Source organism: Carboxylicivirga sp., from assembly GCF_982718395.1.
In genome coordinates this window covers 1-20477 of sequence record NZ_CEXQWX010000077.1, presented here as the reverse complement: position 1 = coordinate 20477, position 20477 = coordinate 1, and the positions used below count along the sequence as shown (strand labels likewise).

Genomic DNA, 20477 nt, shown 5'->3' with positions numbered 1-20477 from the left:
TTAAATTTTGAGATTCAGATTGCATTAAAAATTTGAGTCGAGCTCAGGTTATTAGACTTTATCAGAAAATAATGTCTAATTTCGATCCGCCAATGATCAGGAAATAATGAAACAACAAGAAAGATTAAAGTTTTGCAGTGTATGCAAACTCCAGAGGTGGAATGATGAAAAAGGGATTATTTGCAGTTTAACAAATGCACCGGCAAGTTTTGAAGTATCCTGCACCATGTACAGTGAAAACGCTGAACTAAAAAATAAAGCTGAGGCGGAAATAACCGGAAGTCTAATTAATTTGCAGGTAGCAAATAAAGGAAAACGCTTTGTGAACAACCTTCTGGATGGCATTTTCGCCTATTCATTTATGAAGTTTATTATTTCTATCATTGTAATATTCAGTCCCGATGTGATTAAATCCTTTGAAAACAACCAGGAGGTTCAGTTGATATTCATTCTAATCTCAACCATTGCCTATTACCTTTTATTTGAAGGAATATCAGGTCGAACTATGGGCAAACTTTTTACCCAAACAAAAGTGGTAGATAGCGAAGGAAAAAAACCTGATTTCTCAACTATTCTTTTGAGGACTTTTTGTCGATTTATTCCTTTAAATGCACTCTCATTCTTATTTGCAACAAAGGGTTGGCACGATGCTTTAAGCAAAACATCGGTTGTTGACTCCTATTAATTTTGGTGTAATCCTCAGGACAAATGCATTTATGAAACATTGACATTTGCAATGTAGCTTGGTCCGTTGATAAAATTTAAAAACATTGGAGCGTTTATCTAAAACCTTGGAAGTTCTTTAAAAAACCTCGGAGACTTTTACGAAATCCTCCGAGGTTTTTTGATAATGTTTTAGTTCCTATTGATGAAAATTGGCATTTCTTTCCTATTCACCAGATTAGCTGAAACATTCTCTTCTTGGTCTTTAGTTCCTCTAAAGAAGATGAATCTGTTAATCTTCTAATATATTCATTTAAATTAAATGGATAAGGATTGATATTAGAGCTTATCTTCACAATTTAATGTTGAATTGTTACCCTCTTAAAGCAAAAACATCTAATTATTCCGTAATTTATTCTGCTATCCTACGTTATTTTACCAAACCTCACACAAACACTACTATACTGATTATTAGATAATTTAAACCAAAAACCTTTGGATTAATTAAGAATATAAACAGCTGTATGAGATTTTATTTATGCCGATAATACAACTATTGTAAAAATTCAATAATGACAATGTTCTTCAAATATATTTTCGTACATTGCAAGAACTAGAATGTTTATTATGAAACACAAACGCAACTTTTTACTATTCCTACTCCTTGCAATTGCCATCACTTCCTTCGGCTACATCGTTGACAATGACCTTTTCTACCAAAAGTGGACAACAACATTTACTGAATTTTCAATCATTGTGTTTTTGCTATTTACAATTCAATGTGCTATTTATGGTCTGTTTTTTACCTTTAAAACCATTGTATCACATAAAAAATAGAAATGCACATACACATCATCATGCATGAGGCTTTTGAAAGCCCCGGTGCTATTTTAAGCTGGATCGAGAATAACAATATTGAGCATAGTTATACACATCTGTATTTGGGAGAAAAACTTCCTCAAAATACAGATTCCTTTGATATGTTATTGATTATGGGTGGTCCTCAATCACCAACCACAACATTAGAGGAATGTGAGTACTTCGACTCCAAAGCTGAACAGGAGTTAATACGCTCTGCTGTTGAAAAAAAACAAATTGTTTTGGGAATTTGCCTAGGTGCCCAGATGTTGAGTAATGCTATGGGTGGAGAAACGATTTCAAGTCCCGAGAAAGAAATAGGGCTGTTTCCGGTTACATTAACCGAGGAAGGAAAAAATGACGCGCTTCTCTCTCATTTTCCCGAAAGTTTTAACTGTGGGCATTGGCATGGGGATATGCCAGGCTTAACAAATGATGCAGCTATTTTAGCCCAAAGTGATGGGTGCCCAAGACAAATTGTTCGTTTCGCTCCTAAAGCATATGCTTTTCAGTGCCATTTTGAATTTACTCCACAAGCAATTGACGACATGATTGAAAATTGCAGTGAGGAACTGGTTAAAGAAAAAGACAGAGCTTTCGTACAATCATCCACAGAGTTGCGAGATAATAATTATGACGACTGCAACAAGCTCTTATTTGGCTTTTTGGATAAACTCATTCAACTTTAAGAAAATTGACCTTAAGAGAGATGCTCTCTTAGAAACTGTTTAAATTTTATTTTTGTGAATTAGTTTGAATGAATTAAGTTCTCTGACAAGGCAAAAATGATGCGAATAGCACCGCTATTTAAAGAATTTTTGCAGTAGTAAGAGGGCTTAAGTCGCCAAAATGAACCAAAGGATAAAACTTAAACAGTTTCTTAAGGTCGGTCAGTAAATTCTATTCATCAATTGGATTGGTATTAATTGCATGTACAACCTTCCACTCATCCTTATCCTTACGCCATACTGATGTAAAACTGCCCTTCATTTCTAATTTCTCCCCTTCTTTAGGTGTAGCATTGTAGGCAAATATCTGGGTAACGGTGGCCACATTTTCTGAAGGAACTTCAATGGTTTCTTTTAGTATTTCCACTTTCCAGTCACTATACATGTCGTGCGACTTATATACCCGCTTAACAAACTCTTGGTATGAATCAGTTGCATCTCCGTTAAGGACGAAACAAAACTCTGGTCCATTCAAATAATTCTTAGTGTATTTACCCATATCGCGCGAATTATAATCTGCAACCAGTTTATCAATCATCACTTTAACTTCCCTGGCAATTTTCTCACGTTTGGCCATCCACTTGGCGTCTTTAAGTTTTTCTTTTGAGAAGGTAAATTCATTGTTTATTTCATATGCTTTTTTGTAGCTCTTTGCGGCGTTCTTATATTCTTTTACCGCCATAAAGTAATCGCCCTTAGAATCGTATGGGTTAGCTTTACCCTCATCCATTGCAATATATTTATCAAATTCAGCTTTTGCTTTATCGAATTCTTTTTGTTGCAGGTATAAGTACCCTTTTGTATTATGCAATGAAGCAACATCAGGATTTAGAGCAAGGCAGTCGTCTAGTAGCTTTAATGCTTCCTCCCTTGTTTCGTCCTTTCCTCCCAAGTTGTAGGCCAGCATTGTTTTTGAAAAGATGTTTTTAGGATACAACTTAACCAGTTCACGTCCTTCTGCAATACCATCGTACTTTGGATCTTCTTTCATTTTGGCAGCAAGGGATTTTATTACTTTTTCTCCTTTATTAAGTCTTCCTGAATAATCAGCCATTTTACCCAGTGCTTCTGTGCGCACAGCTTTATCATTACTGAAAGATTGTAAAAAGAAACCCATAAAAAAGTTAGGATCTGCCTCTAAAGCTTTTTGATTGATCTTCTCAAGCTTTGCAAATTCAACATCATACATAGCATCCATTGCTTCTTTGTATAAAGTTTTTGCTTCCTTTGATTTGGTTGTTGCCGGCAAGTATAAATCCTGTGCCATTAATGGCAGCATCATACTAAATAACAAGCCTAAGGTCAGGCTTTGCTTCAATAAAATAATCTTTTTCATAACAGGGGTATTTATAATGAATAACAGCATATTATACACCCAAAAGTCTTTTCTGTCAATAGTTTAGTTTGTTATAAACTAAAAATGGGAAGACACCCGAAGGCATCTCCCCATCATAACCAATCTATTTTAACTTGTCTTATTTACTCATTGATGGTGGCAAATTATCCATTCCCCACTCCTTATTAGGTTTATTACCCATAACAAGCTTAAGTTCTCCGCCCGACATTAGTTCTTTATGCTTGAACCACGAACGCTGCAGCGGTTTTCCATTTAAAGAGGCACTTTGTATATAGATGTTCTCAGGCGAGTTATCCTCCGTTGTAATGGTGAAAATCAAGCCATTTGCCAATGTTATTTTAGCTTCATCAAATAATGGTGAACCAAGTATGTAATTACCATCTGCCGGATTTACCGGATAGAATCCCATTGAACTCAGCACATACCAGGCCGACATCTGACCGCAATCTTCATTGCCTGAAAGACCATCTACTTCTGTTGTATACATGGTGCGATGGATTTCATCAACACGCTCAGCTGTTTTCCATGGCTTGCCAACATAGTTATAAGTATATGCCACATGGTGACTTGGTTCATTTCCGTGTGCATACTGCCCGATTAAACCACTGATATCGGGTGAAGCATGCTCACCTTTAACTTCTTCGTCTATAGTAAATAATGAATCTAATTTTGTAACGAAATTATCAACTCCATTGTGCAAATTAACCAGTCCCTGGATATCATGAGGTGCAAACCAGGAGTATTGCCAGGCATTACCTTCCACATACTCATCGTCGCGGTGCGAAGAGAATAAAGGATCAAAGTCCCTTTTCCATTCGCCATTCGCCAGTTTACCTCTCATAAAACCTGTTGACGCATCGAAATGATTTTGATAATAGGCCGCCCTTTTAATAAAGGTATTATAAACCTCATCATTTCCAATTGATTTTGCCACCTGGGCAATACACCAGTCATCATAGGCATATTCCAAAGCTTTGGACACAGATTCATTCTCCAAATCAGCAGGTATATATTCATACTCACGATAATATTTCAGGCCTTCAATATCTGTCATGGCACTTGCCACCATTGCTTCCAACAGTTCATTGCCATCAATATCTTTTATCAATCCTTTTTGCCAAGCATCAGCAATTACAGGAATTGCATGATAACCAATCATACAGCCGGTTTCATTTCCTACTAATTCCCAAACCGGTAATAAGCCGCCTTCGCGATATATGGCCATAAATGAATGGATAAAGTCGCGGATTTTATCTTCCTGCACAATGGTAAACAGCGGATGGCTGGCCCTGAATGTATCCCACAACGAAAACACGGTATAACGTTCAAAACCGTCTGCTTTATTAACTTTTCCATTCAATCCTTTATACTCACCATTATAATCTGAATGCACATATGGTGCAATCATGCTATGATAAAGGGCTGTATAAAAGATGGTTTTCACATCTTCCTCAGGCGTTTTTATTTTGATTTTCTGAAGTTCCTTTTCCCAAATATCCGAAGCACTTTTACGCTGAGCACTAAAGTCCCAACCAGGTATTTCTTTCTCAATACTCTTTCGTGCTCCATCAATGCTGGCTGATGAAAGGCCAACTTTAAGCAACAATGGTTCGGTTTCAGAATTATTAAAAGCTAAAACTGCACGAACATCTTTACCTTTAAGTTCAGTTTCTCCCAATAACTGACCATCACTTGCTACATTAAAATCAGTCACAGGCTGATTGGTTTCAATCACAAAATACAACCATTGCTCATTGGCCCACCCTGATGATTTACGATAGCCAACAAAACGTGTATCGGTCTCTTTTTTAATGTATGTATCGGTAGTCTTATCCCAGTTAATAGCATGTCCCAGATCAATGATAACCGAGCGGTCATCACCTTGTGTAAACGTATATTGGTGCAGGCCAACGCGCCTTGAAGCAGTTAACTCTGCTTTAATTCCACTATTAAGTAATTCGACCATATAATAGCCGGGCTGAGCTTCTTCTTTATCATGAGAGTAACTGGCCTTATAATTTTGTAAAAAATTCTTGCCAGCTGCTGTCGTATCAGAAACCACTTTTTTATTGGTCGGTAAAATCAGTAAATCAGCCAGATCGCCAATTCCTGTTCCACTCAAACACATGTGTGCAAATCCAACCAATTCTGAAGATGATGTATGGTAACCCGATACCCAGTCCCAACCATTAACACCATTAACTGGGCTTAGCTGCACCATTCCAAACGGGGTGGTTGCTCCCGGAAATACATGACCATGCCCGCCAGTTCCTATAAAAGGATCAACATAATCTGTTAATCGTGGCTCTTTTTCTGCTTGCTGACATGCAAGCACACCCAGCATAACCAACAATGTGAATAAAATCTTAGCCTTCATGTTTTATATATTTAATCGTTATCGTTTCTAATCAAACAGGGAGTTCAGCTATCCAATACCGGCGTGATAAACTCGTTTGACTGTTCAAATTAATGAACACAAATATCCGGTTACTGCTACATTTCCAGAATTTAAGTAATCAACCTTCAAAGAATCAATTTCCTTTTAAATCTGGAATTGCTTTTCAAATGTAGATAAATAAGCCTAAGCAGCACGATTAGCAATTAATAAACAAATGGTTTTGATTACGTTTGTACGTAATTTGAACAACAGACCACCAGCCTGAATGAATTGTCAGTACATTTTCCTGCCAAACAACCCCTTTTGCCGGCCTTGTCGTTTTCCGAAGTAATAGGTAATATCAATGAAAGGCAAAGCTCCAACTTTATTGGCATCTGTATAATTAGCAAAGGATAGTGCATACCCTACAGACAATGATAAACGTGGAAGTACCAATGCACGTAACTCTGCACTGTGTTCCAATGCTCCATTACCGGAAAAATTGCCCCGAAAGTATTTAAAACCACCGCCCAACATCAACATCTGTGTCATTTGCCAGTCAGCTCGCAGTTTCAGATAAGCAGTGTATCCTGAGCCAGTTAGTGCAGGACTTCGGTTGGCCAGAAAATGACCTTTCAATTCCCCTAAATCAGATTCTCCAAATGGCACTCCAAAATCAACGCCTATGCCTCCAGTAAAAATAATATAGGGTTTATCCCTTCCACAACGTTCATTGTTCATTACCAAACGGGAAACAGTTAACTCGTTATTCATCGAAAGAATAAATGGAATTTTTTCAGCATGATCGATAATCGAAGTATGGTTTCGATCATTTAACCAATTTAAACCAAGTGTGGCCGAATACAAACCATGCTTACTGGACACATACCAATCATCATTTCGCCATCTTTTCTTCAGATAAAGATTAGGCACCCAATAATTGAGCGGTAAATAAGTGGAAAGTTCCAGACCGGGTTTCAGGCCATAGCGCGAAGCATTTATCAGGCTTATATTAGCTGCACCATCATAGACTGTATTAGCTGTTTCGCTGTGCCAAAGCAAATCATCACGACTATCGTTTTGTTTGGCGCCCATTGGTTGCACACGATTAAAAGCATTGGTATCATCTCTTTCAAAGGCCTCCTGCTGACGTTTTTTAATTTCTCTTTTGGAAGTTCTTTTTTTGCCTTTAAACTTTTTCTTGCTTTGCGCCTCTACATTAATAAAGGTTAATCCTAAAAAAATAAACAATAAACAGATAATCTTCAGCATAGCTTGTTTTGAATGATAAACGCGAAATAACAATATTTAGTCTTAAAGCTGAGGATAAATACATGAGATGCAATTATTTGTTGACTAAATCCCAACATCTGCAAATATTAACAATGCAATAACAGAAACTTGGGAAACTTTTAACACCTTTTAAGTTTCCTCGGGGTAAAAAGTTTATACATTTGCAAAATGGAATCTAAAAGTTTGGAAGTTACGGAAAGTGCTCTGAAGCTTTTTTGTCAATACGGAATTAAAAGTGTTAGTATGGATGATATTGCCCGTGAACTGGGTATGTCAAAGAAAACACTGTACCAGTATATTAATGACAAAAATAAGCTGGTAGAAGAAGCCCTGAATCTTGCCGGAGAAAAGGACATTGAAGTTCTCTCAATCTTTAAACGTCAGGATCTGAATGCAATAGAACAGTTCTTTGAGTTTAAAAAGATTATGGAACCACACATTGGCCAATATCAGCCAACCATGATGTTTGACTTAAAAAAGTATTATCCGGCCTTACTCAACAGTTTTAAAGAAAAGCAAAAGGGCTTTATTCTGGATGCTTATACATGTAACCTGTTACATGGTAAAAAAGATGGTTTATACCACGATGATATTAATGAAAACATTGTTGCTCGCTTATTGCTGGCTCATCACATCTTCACATTTGATGATACCAATGGAATGTTTACCGCCAGTGAACTAAGAAGCATTGAACTATTTGCCGAAGTTTTTAAATATCACTTTAGGGGAACCTGCACCGAAAAAGGCTTGCAGGAAGTAGAGCGACTATTTTGCGAAGATAAAGAAGAACACAAATAAACACACAACTATGAGATTAATCACTTTGCTATTGAGTTTGCAATTGCTTGTAATATTATTTCCGGTGAAACTTGTTGCACAAACTGATAGCTTAAACCTGAGTCTGCAGGAAGCAATCGATTATGCAATGACGCATGCTTATCAGAAAATTAATGCAGACTACGACGTTGAGTCATCAAAAAGGAAACTTTGGGAGACTATTGCTATTGGTCTGCCACAAGTAAGTGGAACAGCCGGTTATAACCACAATCCTGATTTACCCGTTTCATTATTTCCGGTTGAAATATTACCGCCTGATATGCGACCTCCGGGCAGTCAACCTGGTGATAAGGTACCTATATCATTTGCTCAGGCATATGATGCCAATTTCAGGATCTCCGTCAACCAATTGATCTTTGACGGATCATATATTGTTGGTTTACAGGCTTCAAAAATCTTTCAAACACTGAATGAACAGCAGAGAGAAAAAACTGAGATTGAGGTACGAAACAATGTTATGCAAGCTTATTACATTGCTTTAACAGCATATGAGAACGTTGAAACATTTAAACGTAGTTTAAAAATAAACGAACGTACCCTGGTTGAAACGGAGGCCTATTATAAAAATGGTTTCAGGGAAGAAACAGATAAAGCTCAAATTGAGTTGATGCTAAGAAACAGCGAAAGCCGACTTTTAGAGGTTGAGCGCAGTTATAATGTTGCATTAGCAGTATTGAAATTTAGCATTGGCATGGATCTGAATCAACCCATAAAACTAAGTGATCAATTGGATGATACACTTTCACCTGTTTTACTCACACGAGACGGTGAAACCTTTAATGTTGAGAATCATATTGATTATAAACTGGCCGAAAGTGATGTTATCTCTAAGAAACTTTTAATGCGTAACGAGCAGGCCCAATATCTTCCAAAGCTTAATGCCAGCTATTCGTATACAAGAAGTGCCTTTGGTGACGAATGGAATTTGTTTGAGCAGGAATGGTACCCATCACAAGTAATTGGTCTGAATTTATCCATTCCGATTTTCACATCAGGTAGCAGAACCGCCAGAGTAAAACAGGAGAAACTTAATTACTTAAAAGCACAAAACAATCAACGAATGACAACTGAAAATCTGACAAAAGATTTTCTGAATGCTAATACAACCATGTCATCGCAGCGAGAGCAATACACCAACAGCCTTAAAAATAAAGAACTGGCTACAAGAATTTATGACGTCAGCCTTATTAAGTTTCAAAAAGGTTTAATAAACAGTACGGAACTCTCGCAGATTGAATCTCAATATGTCGATGCTGAACTAAGTTATATCGAATCAACACTAAACCTGCTTCAGGCACATATTGAATTACAAAAAATACTTAGCAAACTATAAAGGTCAACCCAAATAGATAGAAACAAAATGAAAAAGTTATTCATACTTCCACTAATCGCATTAATGATAGCTTGTACTGCAAATCAGGGCGATGAAGACAGAAAAGCCAAACAAGAAGAATTGGCAAACTATAAAAAGGAATTAAGCGAGCTTAAGAAGCAGATTGCCAAAATTGAAAAAGAATTGTCAGACGGTAATAGCGAAAGCATAATTAATGTTGTTGCAACAGGTATAGAACCGAATTTGTATGAGCACTTTGTTGATGTTACCGGTAAAGTTGAGGCAGACCAAAACATTATTGTCAGTCCTGAGGCCGCTGGTAAAATCATCTCAATTGATGTAAAAGAGGGTGATAAAGTGCGTAAAGGTGATATTCTTGCAAGGCTTAACACCGAAATGACACAACGTTCGCTAGCCCAGGTTGAGATTAATCTTCAATTGGCAACAACAACATACGAACGTCAGGCCGACCTTTGGAAACAGAATATTGGCTCTGAGATGGAATACCTGCAGGCAAAATCAAATAAGGAAGCTTTAGAGCAACAAAAAGAAGGTCTGGTTGCACAACTTGATTTGGCTATCGTGCGTGCTCCGATTGATGGAGTTGTTGATGAAATTATTCAGAAGCAAGGTGAGATGGCAGGACCCCAAATGTCATTTGCTCGTCTTGTCAATATCGACAAAGTTTATATTACAGCTGACGTTTCAGAGATTTATCTTCAAGATGTTGAAGCCGGAGATAAAGTAGCTGTTGAATTTCCTGTCATCAATAAAAACATTGATGCAACAATTTTCCGCGCATCATCTGTCATTGATCCGGGTAGCCGTACTTTCAGAGTACGAATTGATTTGGACAACAGGTCAAACGATATAAAACCTAACATGCTGGCAGTGTTAAAACTCAGAACATTTGCTGCTGAAAATGCTATAATAGTTCCTTCTATCCTGGTTAAAAAAGATTTTAGTGGCGAGTTTGTTTTCGTAGCCGAGGAAGTTGATGGAAAAATGCAGGCCAAAAAGCGCTATATCGAAACAGGCATTAAAGATAATAACAATACCCTCGTGACTAAAGGTATTGAATCCGGTGATAAAATAATTACCAAAGGTTATGCCCAGGTGGTTGATGGTTCAGCCATTTCTATTTAATCCTTAGCCTAAATCTTATTACAAATGCAAGAAGAAAACATAAAATATAAAGAGAAAGTGTCTACACGGAAGTTTAAACCAACTTTCATGGCACTGGCTAATAAAAATACGATTTACATCCTCACCCTATTCCTGATTGTGGCCGGATGGATGGGATATACTTCCATGCAGAGGGAGCAGTTTCCTGAGATTGTGATTCCGTATATCTCAGTAAGCACACCTCACCCGGGAAACAGTCCGTTGGATATTGAGAACCTGATTACCCGTCCACTGGAAAAAGAGCTAAAAGATTTAAATGGCGTTAAAAAAATGTCATCCAACTCATTCCAGGACATGAGCTTGATTATCGTTGAGTTCGAAACAGACGTATCTGTTGATCAGGCTAAACTGGACGTTAAGGATAAGGTAGATAAAGCCTTAAGTGAATTACCAGACGACTTGATGGATGATCCGATTGTGGATGATATCGACTTTTCTGAATTTCCTGTATTAAATATCAACCTGTCAGGTGACTACAGTATTTATGAATTGAAAAAGTTTGCCGAAGGTCTTCAGGATGAGTTTGAGACTTTACGCGAAGTTCGTGAAGCCGATATTCGTGGTGTTGATGAGCGTGAGATTAAAATCCACGTTAACCCTCACCGCATGGCAGCTTACGACCTCACCTTTGAGGATATTGAGTTTGCTGTCACAACTGAAAACTTTACAGTTGGTGCCGGCGAGATAAAGGTTGATGGCACAAGGCGTTCAATTCGTGTACAAGCGGATTACACCAATATGGATGAAATCCGGAATACTATTGTAAAAGAAATTGATGGACGTGCTATTTACCTAAAAGATGTGGCCGAAGTGATTGATGGCTTTGAAGAACAAAGCACCATATCACGTTTGGATCACAAATCGGTTGTAACACTTTCCATCGTTAAAAAGAGTGGTCAGAACCTGTTGGATGCAACAGATAAAATACTGGACATCATTAAGAAAAAGCAGGAAAGTGAAACCCTGCCAAAAGATTTAACAGTAACTGTAACTGATGACCAGTCGGTGTTTGTTCGTGATCAGATCAGCAACCTTGAGAACAGTATTCTTTTAGGTATGATCTTCGTGATGATTGTCCTGTACATGTTCCTTGGGTTAAGAAATGCTATATTCTCAGGATTGGCCATCCCCATGTCGATGATCATCTCCATGATGATCCTGAAACAAATTGGTTATACCATCAATACCATGGTATTATTCAGTCTTGTACTGGCCCTGGGAATGCTGGTGGATAATGCCATTGTGGTAATTGAGAATGTCTACCGGATGATGGAGCATGGTGTCAAATCCGAAAAAGCGGTTAAGAACGGTACCAGTGAAATCGCCATACCGATTATTTCGTCAACGGCAACCACATTAGCAGCATTCTTCCCATTAGTATTCTGGCCGGGCATTGTAGGTAAGTTTATGAGCTACCTGCCCATCACCTTAATTATCGTGTTAGCATCATCCTTATTTGTTGCTTTAGTGCTGAACCCTGTGTTTGCATCTCAGTTTATGAAGCTGGAAGATGTGCGGGAAAAGAAAAGCTTCCGAAAATTCTTTATTGTTACGGGTATCTTAGCTGGATTGGGAGTTCTGTCATATCTTGGCGGCAGTATTCTTTGGGGTAACCTGTTGATATTACCACTCCTGATTACAACACTTAACAAATTTGTACTCAAACCATCAGCCATTTGGTTTCAGCATAATTTTCTTCCAAAATTGGAAAACATGTATGAAGCCACCTTGCGCAGGGCTCTGGGTAGACGTACCAGTAAACTTCTTTTATTTGGTTCGCTTGGTCTGTTCTTTTTCTCCCTGTTCTTTTTCGGAGCGATGCAACCTAATGTATATTTCTTCCCCGAAAATGAACCACGTACCATTTATGTGACTATGGAGATGCCATTGGGTACCGACATTGAAGTAACCGACCAGGTAACAGTTAGCGCAGAAGAATTGCTGTATAGCACACTGGAGCCATACATGGATATTGTCAAGTCTGTTGGTGTAAGTGTGGGTACCGGTAAAGGCGGCCTGTTCGAATCAGGGCGTTCGCCAAATAAATCACTGACTACAATTACATTTGTTGATTTTCAATATCGCCAGGGGCACAGTACCCGCGACATTATGTCAAAATTATCAAGTGCTTTTGAAGGATTTGTAGGAGCCAAAGTATTTATCGAAAAAGAGCAAAACGGACCTCCGGTTGGTAAACCAATAAATATTGAGATTGCCGGTGATGATTACGAGCGATTGATCGAGTTGACTGAGGACATTAAAAACACCATCAATAACGATCATATTGCCGGTATCGAAAACCTCGAAATGGATTTGAACACCAACAAACCCGAGATGCAGCTATTTATTGATCGTGACAAAGTTCGTCGTATGGGCTTATCTACTCAACAAGTGGCTATGGCTGTTCGCACATCGTTATATGGTAAAGAGATCAGTAAATATAAAGACGGGGAAGATGAGTATGATATTATGCTCCGCCTGCAGGACAGGTATCGTTATGATGTATCTACTTTGATGAATCAAAAAATGAAAGTAGATAAAAATGGTGTCATCAGCCTGATTCCTATTTCTGCTGTTGCTGACTATGAATATTCATCAACTTACGAAAAGATTACCCGTATTGATAATATTCGTGTAATTACACTTAGCTCAAATGTGGTTGAAGGTTACAATGCCAACTCGATAAATGCCCGTATTAAGCAGGTTTTATCAGAATATCAGATGCCTGCTAACTACTCCTGGAAAATGACCGGAGAACAAGAAAGTCAGCAGGAAACTTCTGATTTCCTGGTTGGAGCCTTACTGTTCGCCTTAGCGCTTATTGCAATGATCTTGATCACGCAGTTTAACTCAGGAGCCAAACCTCTGATTATTATTGGAACAGTAGGTTTAAGTACCATTGGTGTATTTATGGGACTAGGTACTTTCCAAATGGATTTTATCATCCTCATGACAGGTGTTGGTATCGTTTCATTAGCCGGTATTGTGGTAAACAATGGTATTGTATTAATTGACTACATCGACCTTGTTCGCGGGCAGGTAAAAGAAAAGAAAGGACTGGGAGAAAAAGGCAGATTATCACGCGAAGATGAAATTAATAGTGTTGTACGTGCCGGTAAAACACGTTTACGTCCGGTATTGTTAACAGCCATCACAACCATTCTGGGATTAATCCCAATGGCCATTGGTCTCAATTTCGACTTCTTCAGTTTATTCTCTGAATTAGATCCTAACATCTATTTTGGTGGTGATAATGCCGACTTCTGGGCACCAATGGCCTGGACAGTTATATTTGGATTGAGTACCTCTACGGTATTAACCTTAATTATGGCACCGGTAATGTATAACCTGGCAGTTAGAGTTCGTAACCGCTTATCTCCACAAAAACCGGACAGTGGACTGGTTGATAAAATTGATGCCATCAAGTAAATACAATATTATTAAGATTTAAACGGCTCTCTTCGGAGGGCCGTTTTTGTTAATTAATACCAGTGTCAAATCAAGTACAATATTTCGGGTATTTAATTTCCCCCATCGCCTTTCAGGCACTTCCCCAAGGGGAAGATATTCCTGCAGACTCACTTCCAATTCTCCCCTTGGGGAGATACCCGTAGGGAGAGGGGGATTTATGTTTTAACCCAAAGCTTCAAATTTGATTTGACACTAATAACAATTGGTATAATGTATCGCACCTTCAGTGCTTTATTATTTAAATCATACATCGCGGAGTTTCACCCTGCGCTAGTATATACGGGCCTTGCAGGCCAGATTGAGAGCGATACTTAACAGTCCTGAAAGGACGGAACATATAAGCATATGTCCGCTAGGGCTATGGCTAAACAAATAATGTGATTGAGGGCTGGGAAGAAGGATCGCATCTTTATTCCCATAATGCAAATAAAGATACGATCCGTAAAAATCGAAACACCACTTCCTTGGCAATCGCATTTAAAAACAAATATACCTCCCCGCCTGTCGTCATCCCTCCTAAAATTCAGACGGGGATGGGTTTTCGTTATTCTCCTCCTTTTGAAGGAGTAGTACCACAAAGTGGGGAGGTGGTTGAAGCAGTTAAATGCAATTGCCCTGACACCTCCCCTTCTTATACCAAATTAATTTGGCATTAATCACTCATCCATTGTCAGAAAATATTTATCTATCTTAATGCAAATTTTGAGTCTATGGGAAAACAAAAAGCTTTAATCAATTGGTTTGATAAGAATAAGATAGGCTATTTACTCTTCTCAGGTGGTTTCGACAGCAGTGCAGTACTGGGTGCTGCCATGAGAGCCGATGCTGATGTAACGCCCATTTGGGTTAACAATGGCTTTAACAGGGCTAACGCCAATGATATGATTATTCAGGCACGTAACCTTGGTGCACCCGATTTAAAGATCATTGATGTAACACCAGGAGAAGTAGTGGTTAGCAACCCTGAGCAACGATGCTACCATTGCAAGAGCCATATACTCTCACTGGTTCCTAAAGATGGTTTACCAATCTTTGATGGTACCACCGCCAGCGATCTGGGAAATTACCGGCCCGGTAAACAAGCATTAGACGAGTATAATGTACAGTCACCTTTGGCCGAACTAGGTATTACTTCCTGGGAAACAAAAGACATTGCCATGGCATTTGGTGCCGATCCTTTATTTGCCGAGCACGAAAGTTGTCTGGCAACACGCATCAACTATAACCATTTACTGACTCCTGAACGCATCAAAGCCATCTACGAAGTCGAAAACTATATCATCGATAAAACCAACGACTTCCATGTGCGCTGCCGCATCGATGACGAAGACCATATGCGTATCGAACTGTCAAAACCCGAAAGCTATGCACTTATTGCAGACGATAAAGTGAGAGAAGAGCTTTTTGAGTTAGGTGGTAAAGCCTGTTTATTTGTTACCATAGATGTCAAACGCTCACGACCTAATGAGTATGATAAGAGGATAAAAAAATAGACCTAAGACTTAAGACAAAAGACATCAGATCGAGGATAGACGATGAATGAAGGGTGAGGCTTGGACATAAGATGGGAGACGGAGGACAGAAGAAAGAGGAAACACTAAACTCCCTCCTGAACCCAGAACGCAAAACCCAGAACTCAAAACTCAGAACAATTAACCAAACCAACGAATTACCAAATCGACGAATTACCAAATCGACAAATAACCATTAACAATGACTTTCGACGAATTATTTGATCAAATACAACAGGGACGCATTTCGAAAGAAGAGGCACAACGCCATTTCTCTCTCGATTGGATGGAAACAGCCAGCCGGTATATACTGGATGTGAACCGCGGCATGCGCACCAATATTCCCGAAATCATTTATGGTGAATACAAAACTCTGGAACAAACCATTGAGCTGACGAGCCAGTTGCTCGAAAAACATCCCCGTGTAGTGATATCGCGCAGTCCTTTTTACAAAGAAATAAATGAACACTTTAAAGATCAGTTTCCGGTTCTTTGGTCGGTCAATGCCACCGTTATTGGTGAGATGCCAAAACCCAATGGCTCAGTATTAGTGATAAGTGCCGGCTCAGCTGACCATCCGGTCACCTATGAATGTGAAGTGATTCTTAAGGCTGTTGGTGTGGAACCCCTGGTTTTTGAAGATCGTGGCATTGCTCATCCAACCCGCGTTTTGGAAGCCATTAAGCAAGGCATTGAACAGGATGTTTCGGCTGTTATTGTGGTTGCCGGCATGGAAGGTGCCCTGGCGCCATTTGTAGCTTCCTTAGTTCCTCTGCCAGTAATAGGAGTACCCACATCGGTTGGTTACGGCTTCAGGGCCAAAGAAGCTGCACTCACCAGTATGCTGGCCAGCTGTGCCCCTAACCTCACAGTAGTGAATATTGATGGTGGACTAAGAGCTGCTGTTGTGGCTGCTTTAATTGCGAAGAATAGGAATTAAAGCAACGGTATTTATTTATTACTAAAAGCAGCCTTCTTAATAAAAACATCTTCAAGTAACCTATTAAACTCTTTGTATTGCAATAGCAATAAGATAAGTCCAATATTAACTAATACGTCAGCTACATTAAATACATAGAAGTTATATTGGTGAAAATAATGAACATGTAAAAAGTCGGTCACATAGCCATTCATTGCCCTGTCAATAATATTTCCATAAGCCCCACCAATAATTATAAAAAGAGGCAGCAATAATCTGAATTTACTCTCCCTAAGTTTCCAAATTAGAAAGAAACCAAACAGAGTTATTAAAATAGGCAAAACAAAAATGATTGGCATCCGAATATTCCTATCCAGATTGTTGAACATCCCAAAAGCAATCGCATGATTTTCAACGTAAGTGAGATTAAAGAAGTTATCAATCACAGCAATGGATTGTTCCTTTAACTGGTCGTTAATTACCTCTTTCGTCTTTAAGTCGCTTGCACATCCTGAAACCATAAATGCTACAAGAATCAGAAATTTGAATATTTGTTTTTTCATTATTCTATTTATCAAGGTGCAAATTACCAATTATATAATCAAAAATTCCTTGCTTCAGTTGTATTCTTAATACCGTAAGAATATTAAATATTCAAAATTTCTTCTGGACAAAAAAAAATTTGATCAAGGAGAAAGTATTTTTTCATCAAGGAGAAAATTTATTTCCATCAAGGAGAAAATTCATTTCCATCAAGGAGAAAAATTATTTTCATCTTGATGAAATTTCAATGGCTTAATAACATGTAATTCATATGTGTTTGAAATACAGTGAAAATAATACACAAACACCATATATAACAGGCCATATAGATTATATTTTGCTTTTCTGCCAGAATAACCGGTTTAACTCCCATGAATGCCAATATCTAAATTTGGTATATCATAGTTTTTAATTATTTTAGATGTCAACGGCAAATAATTACGTAATCAATTATCCTTTTTTTTAACCCCTATAATTTTAAGTAATATGCTTAAATACAAATTAATTGAACGAGCTAACCCCAGAGACCCTCAAGCTCCAAAGAAAGTTTATGCAACGCCTGTTCTAAATGGCAAAAAAGATTTAAAAGCTATCGGAATAGACATTGTTGAAAAATCATCACTCACCCGGGGAGACGTTAATAATACACTGGATAACCTAGTTGATCAAGTACCGAAGTATCTGCTTGATGGTCAATCTGTCAACCTTGGTGATCTGGGAACACTGCGTATTTCATTTAGCAGCGAAGGAGTGGAATCTGAAGAAGATTTTCACACCTCTAAAATCAAAAATGTAAAACTTATTTTTACACCGGGTAAGGAGCTTAAAAAGAAACTGCGTGACGCCTCATTCGATAAGGTTAACAATATTTAAACGAGTCTGACCACTAAGGTCCCCCGAATAACATTTGTATTCGGGGGTTATTTTTATGTATTCCTATTCTTAGCCAATCACCGCTCCTTCTCCAATACCGTTGCCCCAATATTGATATGTCCTTTATTTTGAATAAGTTCCCACCCTTGTTGTTTTAAGCGTTTAGCTAAAGCCCGATTGAGCATTCCGTGAGCCACTAATACTACTGTTCTGTTTTCTTCTGCTAATTCTATCAGCCGATTGGCTGCTTTATCCGCACGCCTGCGAGCTTCATTATAGCTTTCAATACCATGTTGATTCAGGCCCATTACCCACATTAGCCGACTAATGGATTGCCAGACTATCAAGGGTAAGCTATAAGCATTTGGTCCGGAATTTATACGAGTTTCAAACTCTCTGAACAGAGCTTCGCTAATAATGATGTATTCTTCACCAAAAATGGCTCTGGCTGTTTCCTGTGCCCTTCTCAGATTAGAACAATAGATTGGTGTCGAAGCTTCTAGTTTCACATTCACCAGGGAAGAATCAAAAGGTATAATGGACACTTCGCCATAGGCTCTTACATATGCCTGTGCCATCGCTGAATTATAAAGCAATTCCTTATTTACATCAGGCTTGGCATGTCTGATCAGGTAAATACGCATCTGCTTATTAGCATCTTCACTAACATCTTCGATGGTTGTAAAAGGCTTTTTATTCTCAAAGCCATTTTGATAAGCCTCCTTTGTCAGCTTTTGTTGCGACGAACAAGCGGCTATAAAAAAGGTTAGAATCAAAAGTATGCTACAATATTGAATACGCATTTATTCCTGTATAATTCTATATTTAACAATGCCATTGGACAAAAGTTGAAATTCAAAACTTTTCCCATCGCAGATAGTGCAAATATTTCAACATCGCACCTTAGGTTACATTAATCGACTGTGTTTTCCCTTATTGACCAAGGTGTCCAAGAATCGACCTTAAATGATCAAGTTCCAAATTCAGTTGTTCTTTCAACTCTGGCACCTGTTCTGTCTGTACAGCTATCTCTAAATCATTTAAAGCATCCGTTCGTTCCAACTCAACAATTGCTTTGGCGGCAGTTAATCTAACTTCAGGCGATTTATCGCGCAGCAGCCCAAGTACCTTTTTCTTAGCCGACCACGATGACTGTTCTACCAGACTGTTTATAGCTTCTATTTTTTCTTCAGAGTTGCCCCACAGCATTTCGAAATACTGTGCTTGTTTCTCAAGTTGTTCTTTGGTATATAGAATTTCTTCCGTGTATATTTCTGGTCTTACAACTTTGTCTGAGTATGAAATTAGCTCCTGATTAACTGCCCATCGTACCATGCGGGGAATCATCCAGCGCATACCAGGTGTATTTTCAGGATGGCCAACAAAAGTGACTACTTTTCCTTTGCCTGCTTCCGTGGCTGTAATAAACGGACGATTGTTCGTCATATTTGCAGGTGTTCCTTCCACTGTATGTACATCGCTTAGCATAGTTGATAAGGATTGACCTTTAAATAATGCCTGTTCCGGCTCTATTAACACCGGGCCTTCGTAATATTTTGAATACCAAATATTATTATCAGTCAACTCAGGGAAGAGTTTTTTACCTTCATCTGTCAACGAGAACTTAACCAATCCATGTCCCCGATGATCATGCTCAATATCAATAGCCTGGAAACCACTTAGATCCAGTGATGGATAGCCTTCTGTTTGCGATAATACATAAGAGCCTGCGCAAATACCCATTACACCCATACCTTGCTCGGTAACAAGTTCCTTCACTCGCTGCATTCCCAACTGTCCTAACTTAATGGTTTGTGCTTTGCCCGACCCGCCCGGAAATAGAATCAGATCATAGTTAAAGATTTCATCCGACATAATGGTTGAAGCTCCGATAATATCGGGTTGAATCATTGGGTCAATACGCAAAGCTTCATAAGCATCCGTAATGCATCCGGGACTATCGCCATTGGTATCAAAAATACCAACCTTGATCATTTCCTCTGAGTTACTTTTTTGTTGGCTCTGATTGACGCATGTTGTCATTACAAACAAGCATAATAGTCCGATAAGTAGATTTTGTTTCATCATGTGTTTAGTTTAGATACAATGCTTCAATAAAGTCATTCCTATTAGCAAAAACAATGAGAAATATTAGTTACAATTCCTGAACTCATCCTTAGCATAGCAAACTAATGGTAATGTCATCACCAACAAATATGTCGTACTTATGTGCAATCTCAGGGTAAACACATTCTGCGCGCACCTGGACCAACTCCAATACACATCTAATTATCAAACAATTATCAATGTATTTATAAAATTTCGTGTGTTTGTAAGATTAAGCTTATACCTTTATTTTGCATTCAAAGCTATGATTATGAAGAATTTTGCACTCATTTCGCTACTCGTGCTGTGTTCGGCATTGCTAATTGCCCAGGAACCGGCTAACCTTGTTAATCCATTTATCGGAACCACCAATTATGGTGCAACCTATCCGGGAGCTGTAATGCCACACGGAATGGTATCGGT

General features: G+C 38.5%; 15 protein-coding genes. 9 read left to right on the top strand and 6 right to left on the bottom strand.

Annotation, left to right across the window (positions count from 1 at the left end; translation table 11 throughout):
• The first annotated feature begins 106 nt into the window (after positions 1-106).
• Both AC4MRQ_RS14660 and AC4MRQ_RS14655 read left to right on the top strand, forming a co-directional pair.
• A complete protein-coding gene (locus AC4MRQ_RS14660) occupies positions 107-685 on the top strand; it encodes an RDD family protein (protein ID WP_491198437.1) in 579 nt (192 codons plus the stop codon).
• An 817-nt stretch (positions 686-1502) separates the two neighbouring features.
• A complete protein-coding gene (locus AC4MRQ_RS14655; protein WP_491198436.1) occupies positions 1503-2210 on the top strand; it encodes a glutamine amidotransferase-related protein in 708 nt (235 codons plus the stop codon).
• 211 nt (positions 2211-2421) lie between these two features.
• Here AC4MRQ_RS14655 and AC4MRQ_RS14650 read toward each other — a convergent pair whose 3' ends face one another.
• The 3 genes from AC4MRQ_RS14650 to AC4MRQ_RS14640 all read right to left on the bottom strand — a co-directional run bounded on the left by AC4MRQ_RS14650 (position 2422) and on the right by AC4MRQ_RS14640 (position 7255).
• Complete coding sequence (locus tag AC4MRQ_RS14650) at positions 2422-3585, bottom strand: nuclear transport factor 2 family protein (RefSeq protein WP_491198435.1); 1164 nt, start codon at positions 3583-3585, stop codon at positions 2422-2424.
• A gap of 139 nt (positions 3586-3724) precedes the next feature.
• Positions 3725-5983 (bottom strand): GH92 family glycosyl hydrolase, encoded by a 2259-nt coding sequence (locus AC4MRQ_RS14645; RefSeq protein ID WP_491198434.1) that lies wholly within the window; start codon positions 5981-5983, stop codon positions 3725-3727.
• 294 nt (positions 5984-6277) lie between these two features.
• Complete coding sequence (locus AC4MRQ_RS14640) at positions 6278-7255, bottom strand: hypothetical protein (RefSeq protein WP_491198433.1); 978 nt, start codon at positions 7253-7255, stop codon at positions 6278-6280.
• Positions 7256-7444: 189 nt separating this feature from the next.
• On the opposite strand from AC4MRQ_RS14640, the gene AC4MRQ_RS14635 reads away from it, so the two are divergent.
• From AC4MRQ_RS14635 to larB, 6 genes are all read left to right on the top strand, one after another.
• On the top strand, positions 7445-8074 hold the full coding sequence (locus AC4MRQ_RS14635) for a TetR/AcrR family transcriptional regulator (RefSeq protein ID WP_491198432.1): 630 nt from the start codon (positions 7445-7447) through the stop codon (positions 8072-8074).
• Positions 8075-8084: 10 nt separating this feature from the next.
• Complete coding sequence (locus AC4MRQ_RS14630; protein WP_491198431.1) at positions 8085-9446, top strand: TolC family protein; 1362 nt, start codon at positions 8085-8087, stop codon at positions 9444-9446.
• Between the two features lie 27 nt (positions 9447-9473).
• Positions 9474-10592, top strand: coding sequence for an efflux RND transporter periplasmic adaptor subunit (locus AC4MRQ_RS14625; RefSeq protein ID WP_491198430.1), 1119 nt, complete (start codon positions 9474-9476; stop codon positions 10590-10592).
• Positions 10593-10616: 24 nt separating this feature from the next.
• Positions 10617-14060: an efflux RND transporter permease subunit gene (locus AC4MRQ_RS14620; protein WP_491198429.1), complete on the top strand. Its 3444-nt coding sequence runs from the start codon at positions 10617-10619 to the stop codon at positions 14058-14060.
• 752 nt (positions 14061-14812) lie between these two features.
• Entirely contained in the window at positions 14813-15595 is a 783-nt protein-coding gene (locus AC4MRQ_RS14615; protein ID WP_491198428.1) for an adenine nucleotide alpha-hydrolase family protein, read from the top strand.
• A gap of 220 nt (positions 15596-15815) precedes the next feature.
• Positions 15816-16553 (top strand): nickel pincer cofactor biosynthesis protein LarB, encoded by a 738-nt coding sequence (gene larB, locus AC4MRQ_RS14610; RefSeq protein ID WP_491198427.1) that lies wholly within the window; start codon positions 15816-15818, stop codon positions 16551-16553.
• An 11-nt stretch (positions 16554-16564) separates the two neighbouring features.
• Here larB and lspA read toward each other — a convergent pair whose 3' ends face one another.
• Complete coding sequence (lspA, locus tag AC4MRQ_RS14605) at positions 16565-17095, bottom strand: signal peptidase II (protein ID WP_491198426.1); 531 nt, start codon at positions 17093-17095, stop codon at positions 16565-16567.
• Between the two features lie 466 nt (positions 17096-17561).
• Between lspA and AC4MRQ_RS14600 the strand changes: the two genes are divergently transcribed.
• On the top strand, positions 17562-17948 hold the full coding sequence (locus tag AC4MRQ_RS14600) for an HU family DNA-binding protein (RefSeq protein ID WP_491198425.1): 387 nt from the start codon (positions 17562-17564) through the stop codon (positions 17946-17948).
• Positions 17949-18025: 77 nt separating this feature from the next.
• Here AC4MRQ_RS14600 and AC4MRQ_RS14595 read toward each other — a convergent pair whose 3' ends face one another.
• Both AC4MRQ_RS14595 and AC4MRQ_RS14590 read right to left on the bottom strand, forming a co-directional pair.
• On the bottom strand, positions 18026-18751 hold the full coding sequence (locus tag AC4MRQ_RS14595; protein WP_491198424.1) for a histidine phosphatase family protein: 726 nt from the start codon (positions 18749-18751) through the stop codon (positions 18026-18028).
• 130 nt (positions 18752-18881) lie between these two features.
• Positions 18882-20036: a HEAT repeat domain-containing protein gene (locus AC4MRQ_RS14590; protein ID WP_491198423.1), complete on the bottom strand. Its 1155-nt coding sequence runs from the start codon at positions 20034-20036 to the stop codon at positions 18882-18884.
• Between the last annotated feature and the right edge of the window lie 441 nt (positions 20037-20477).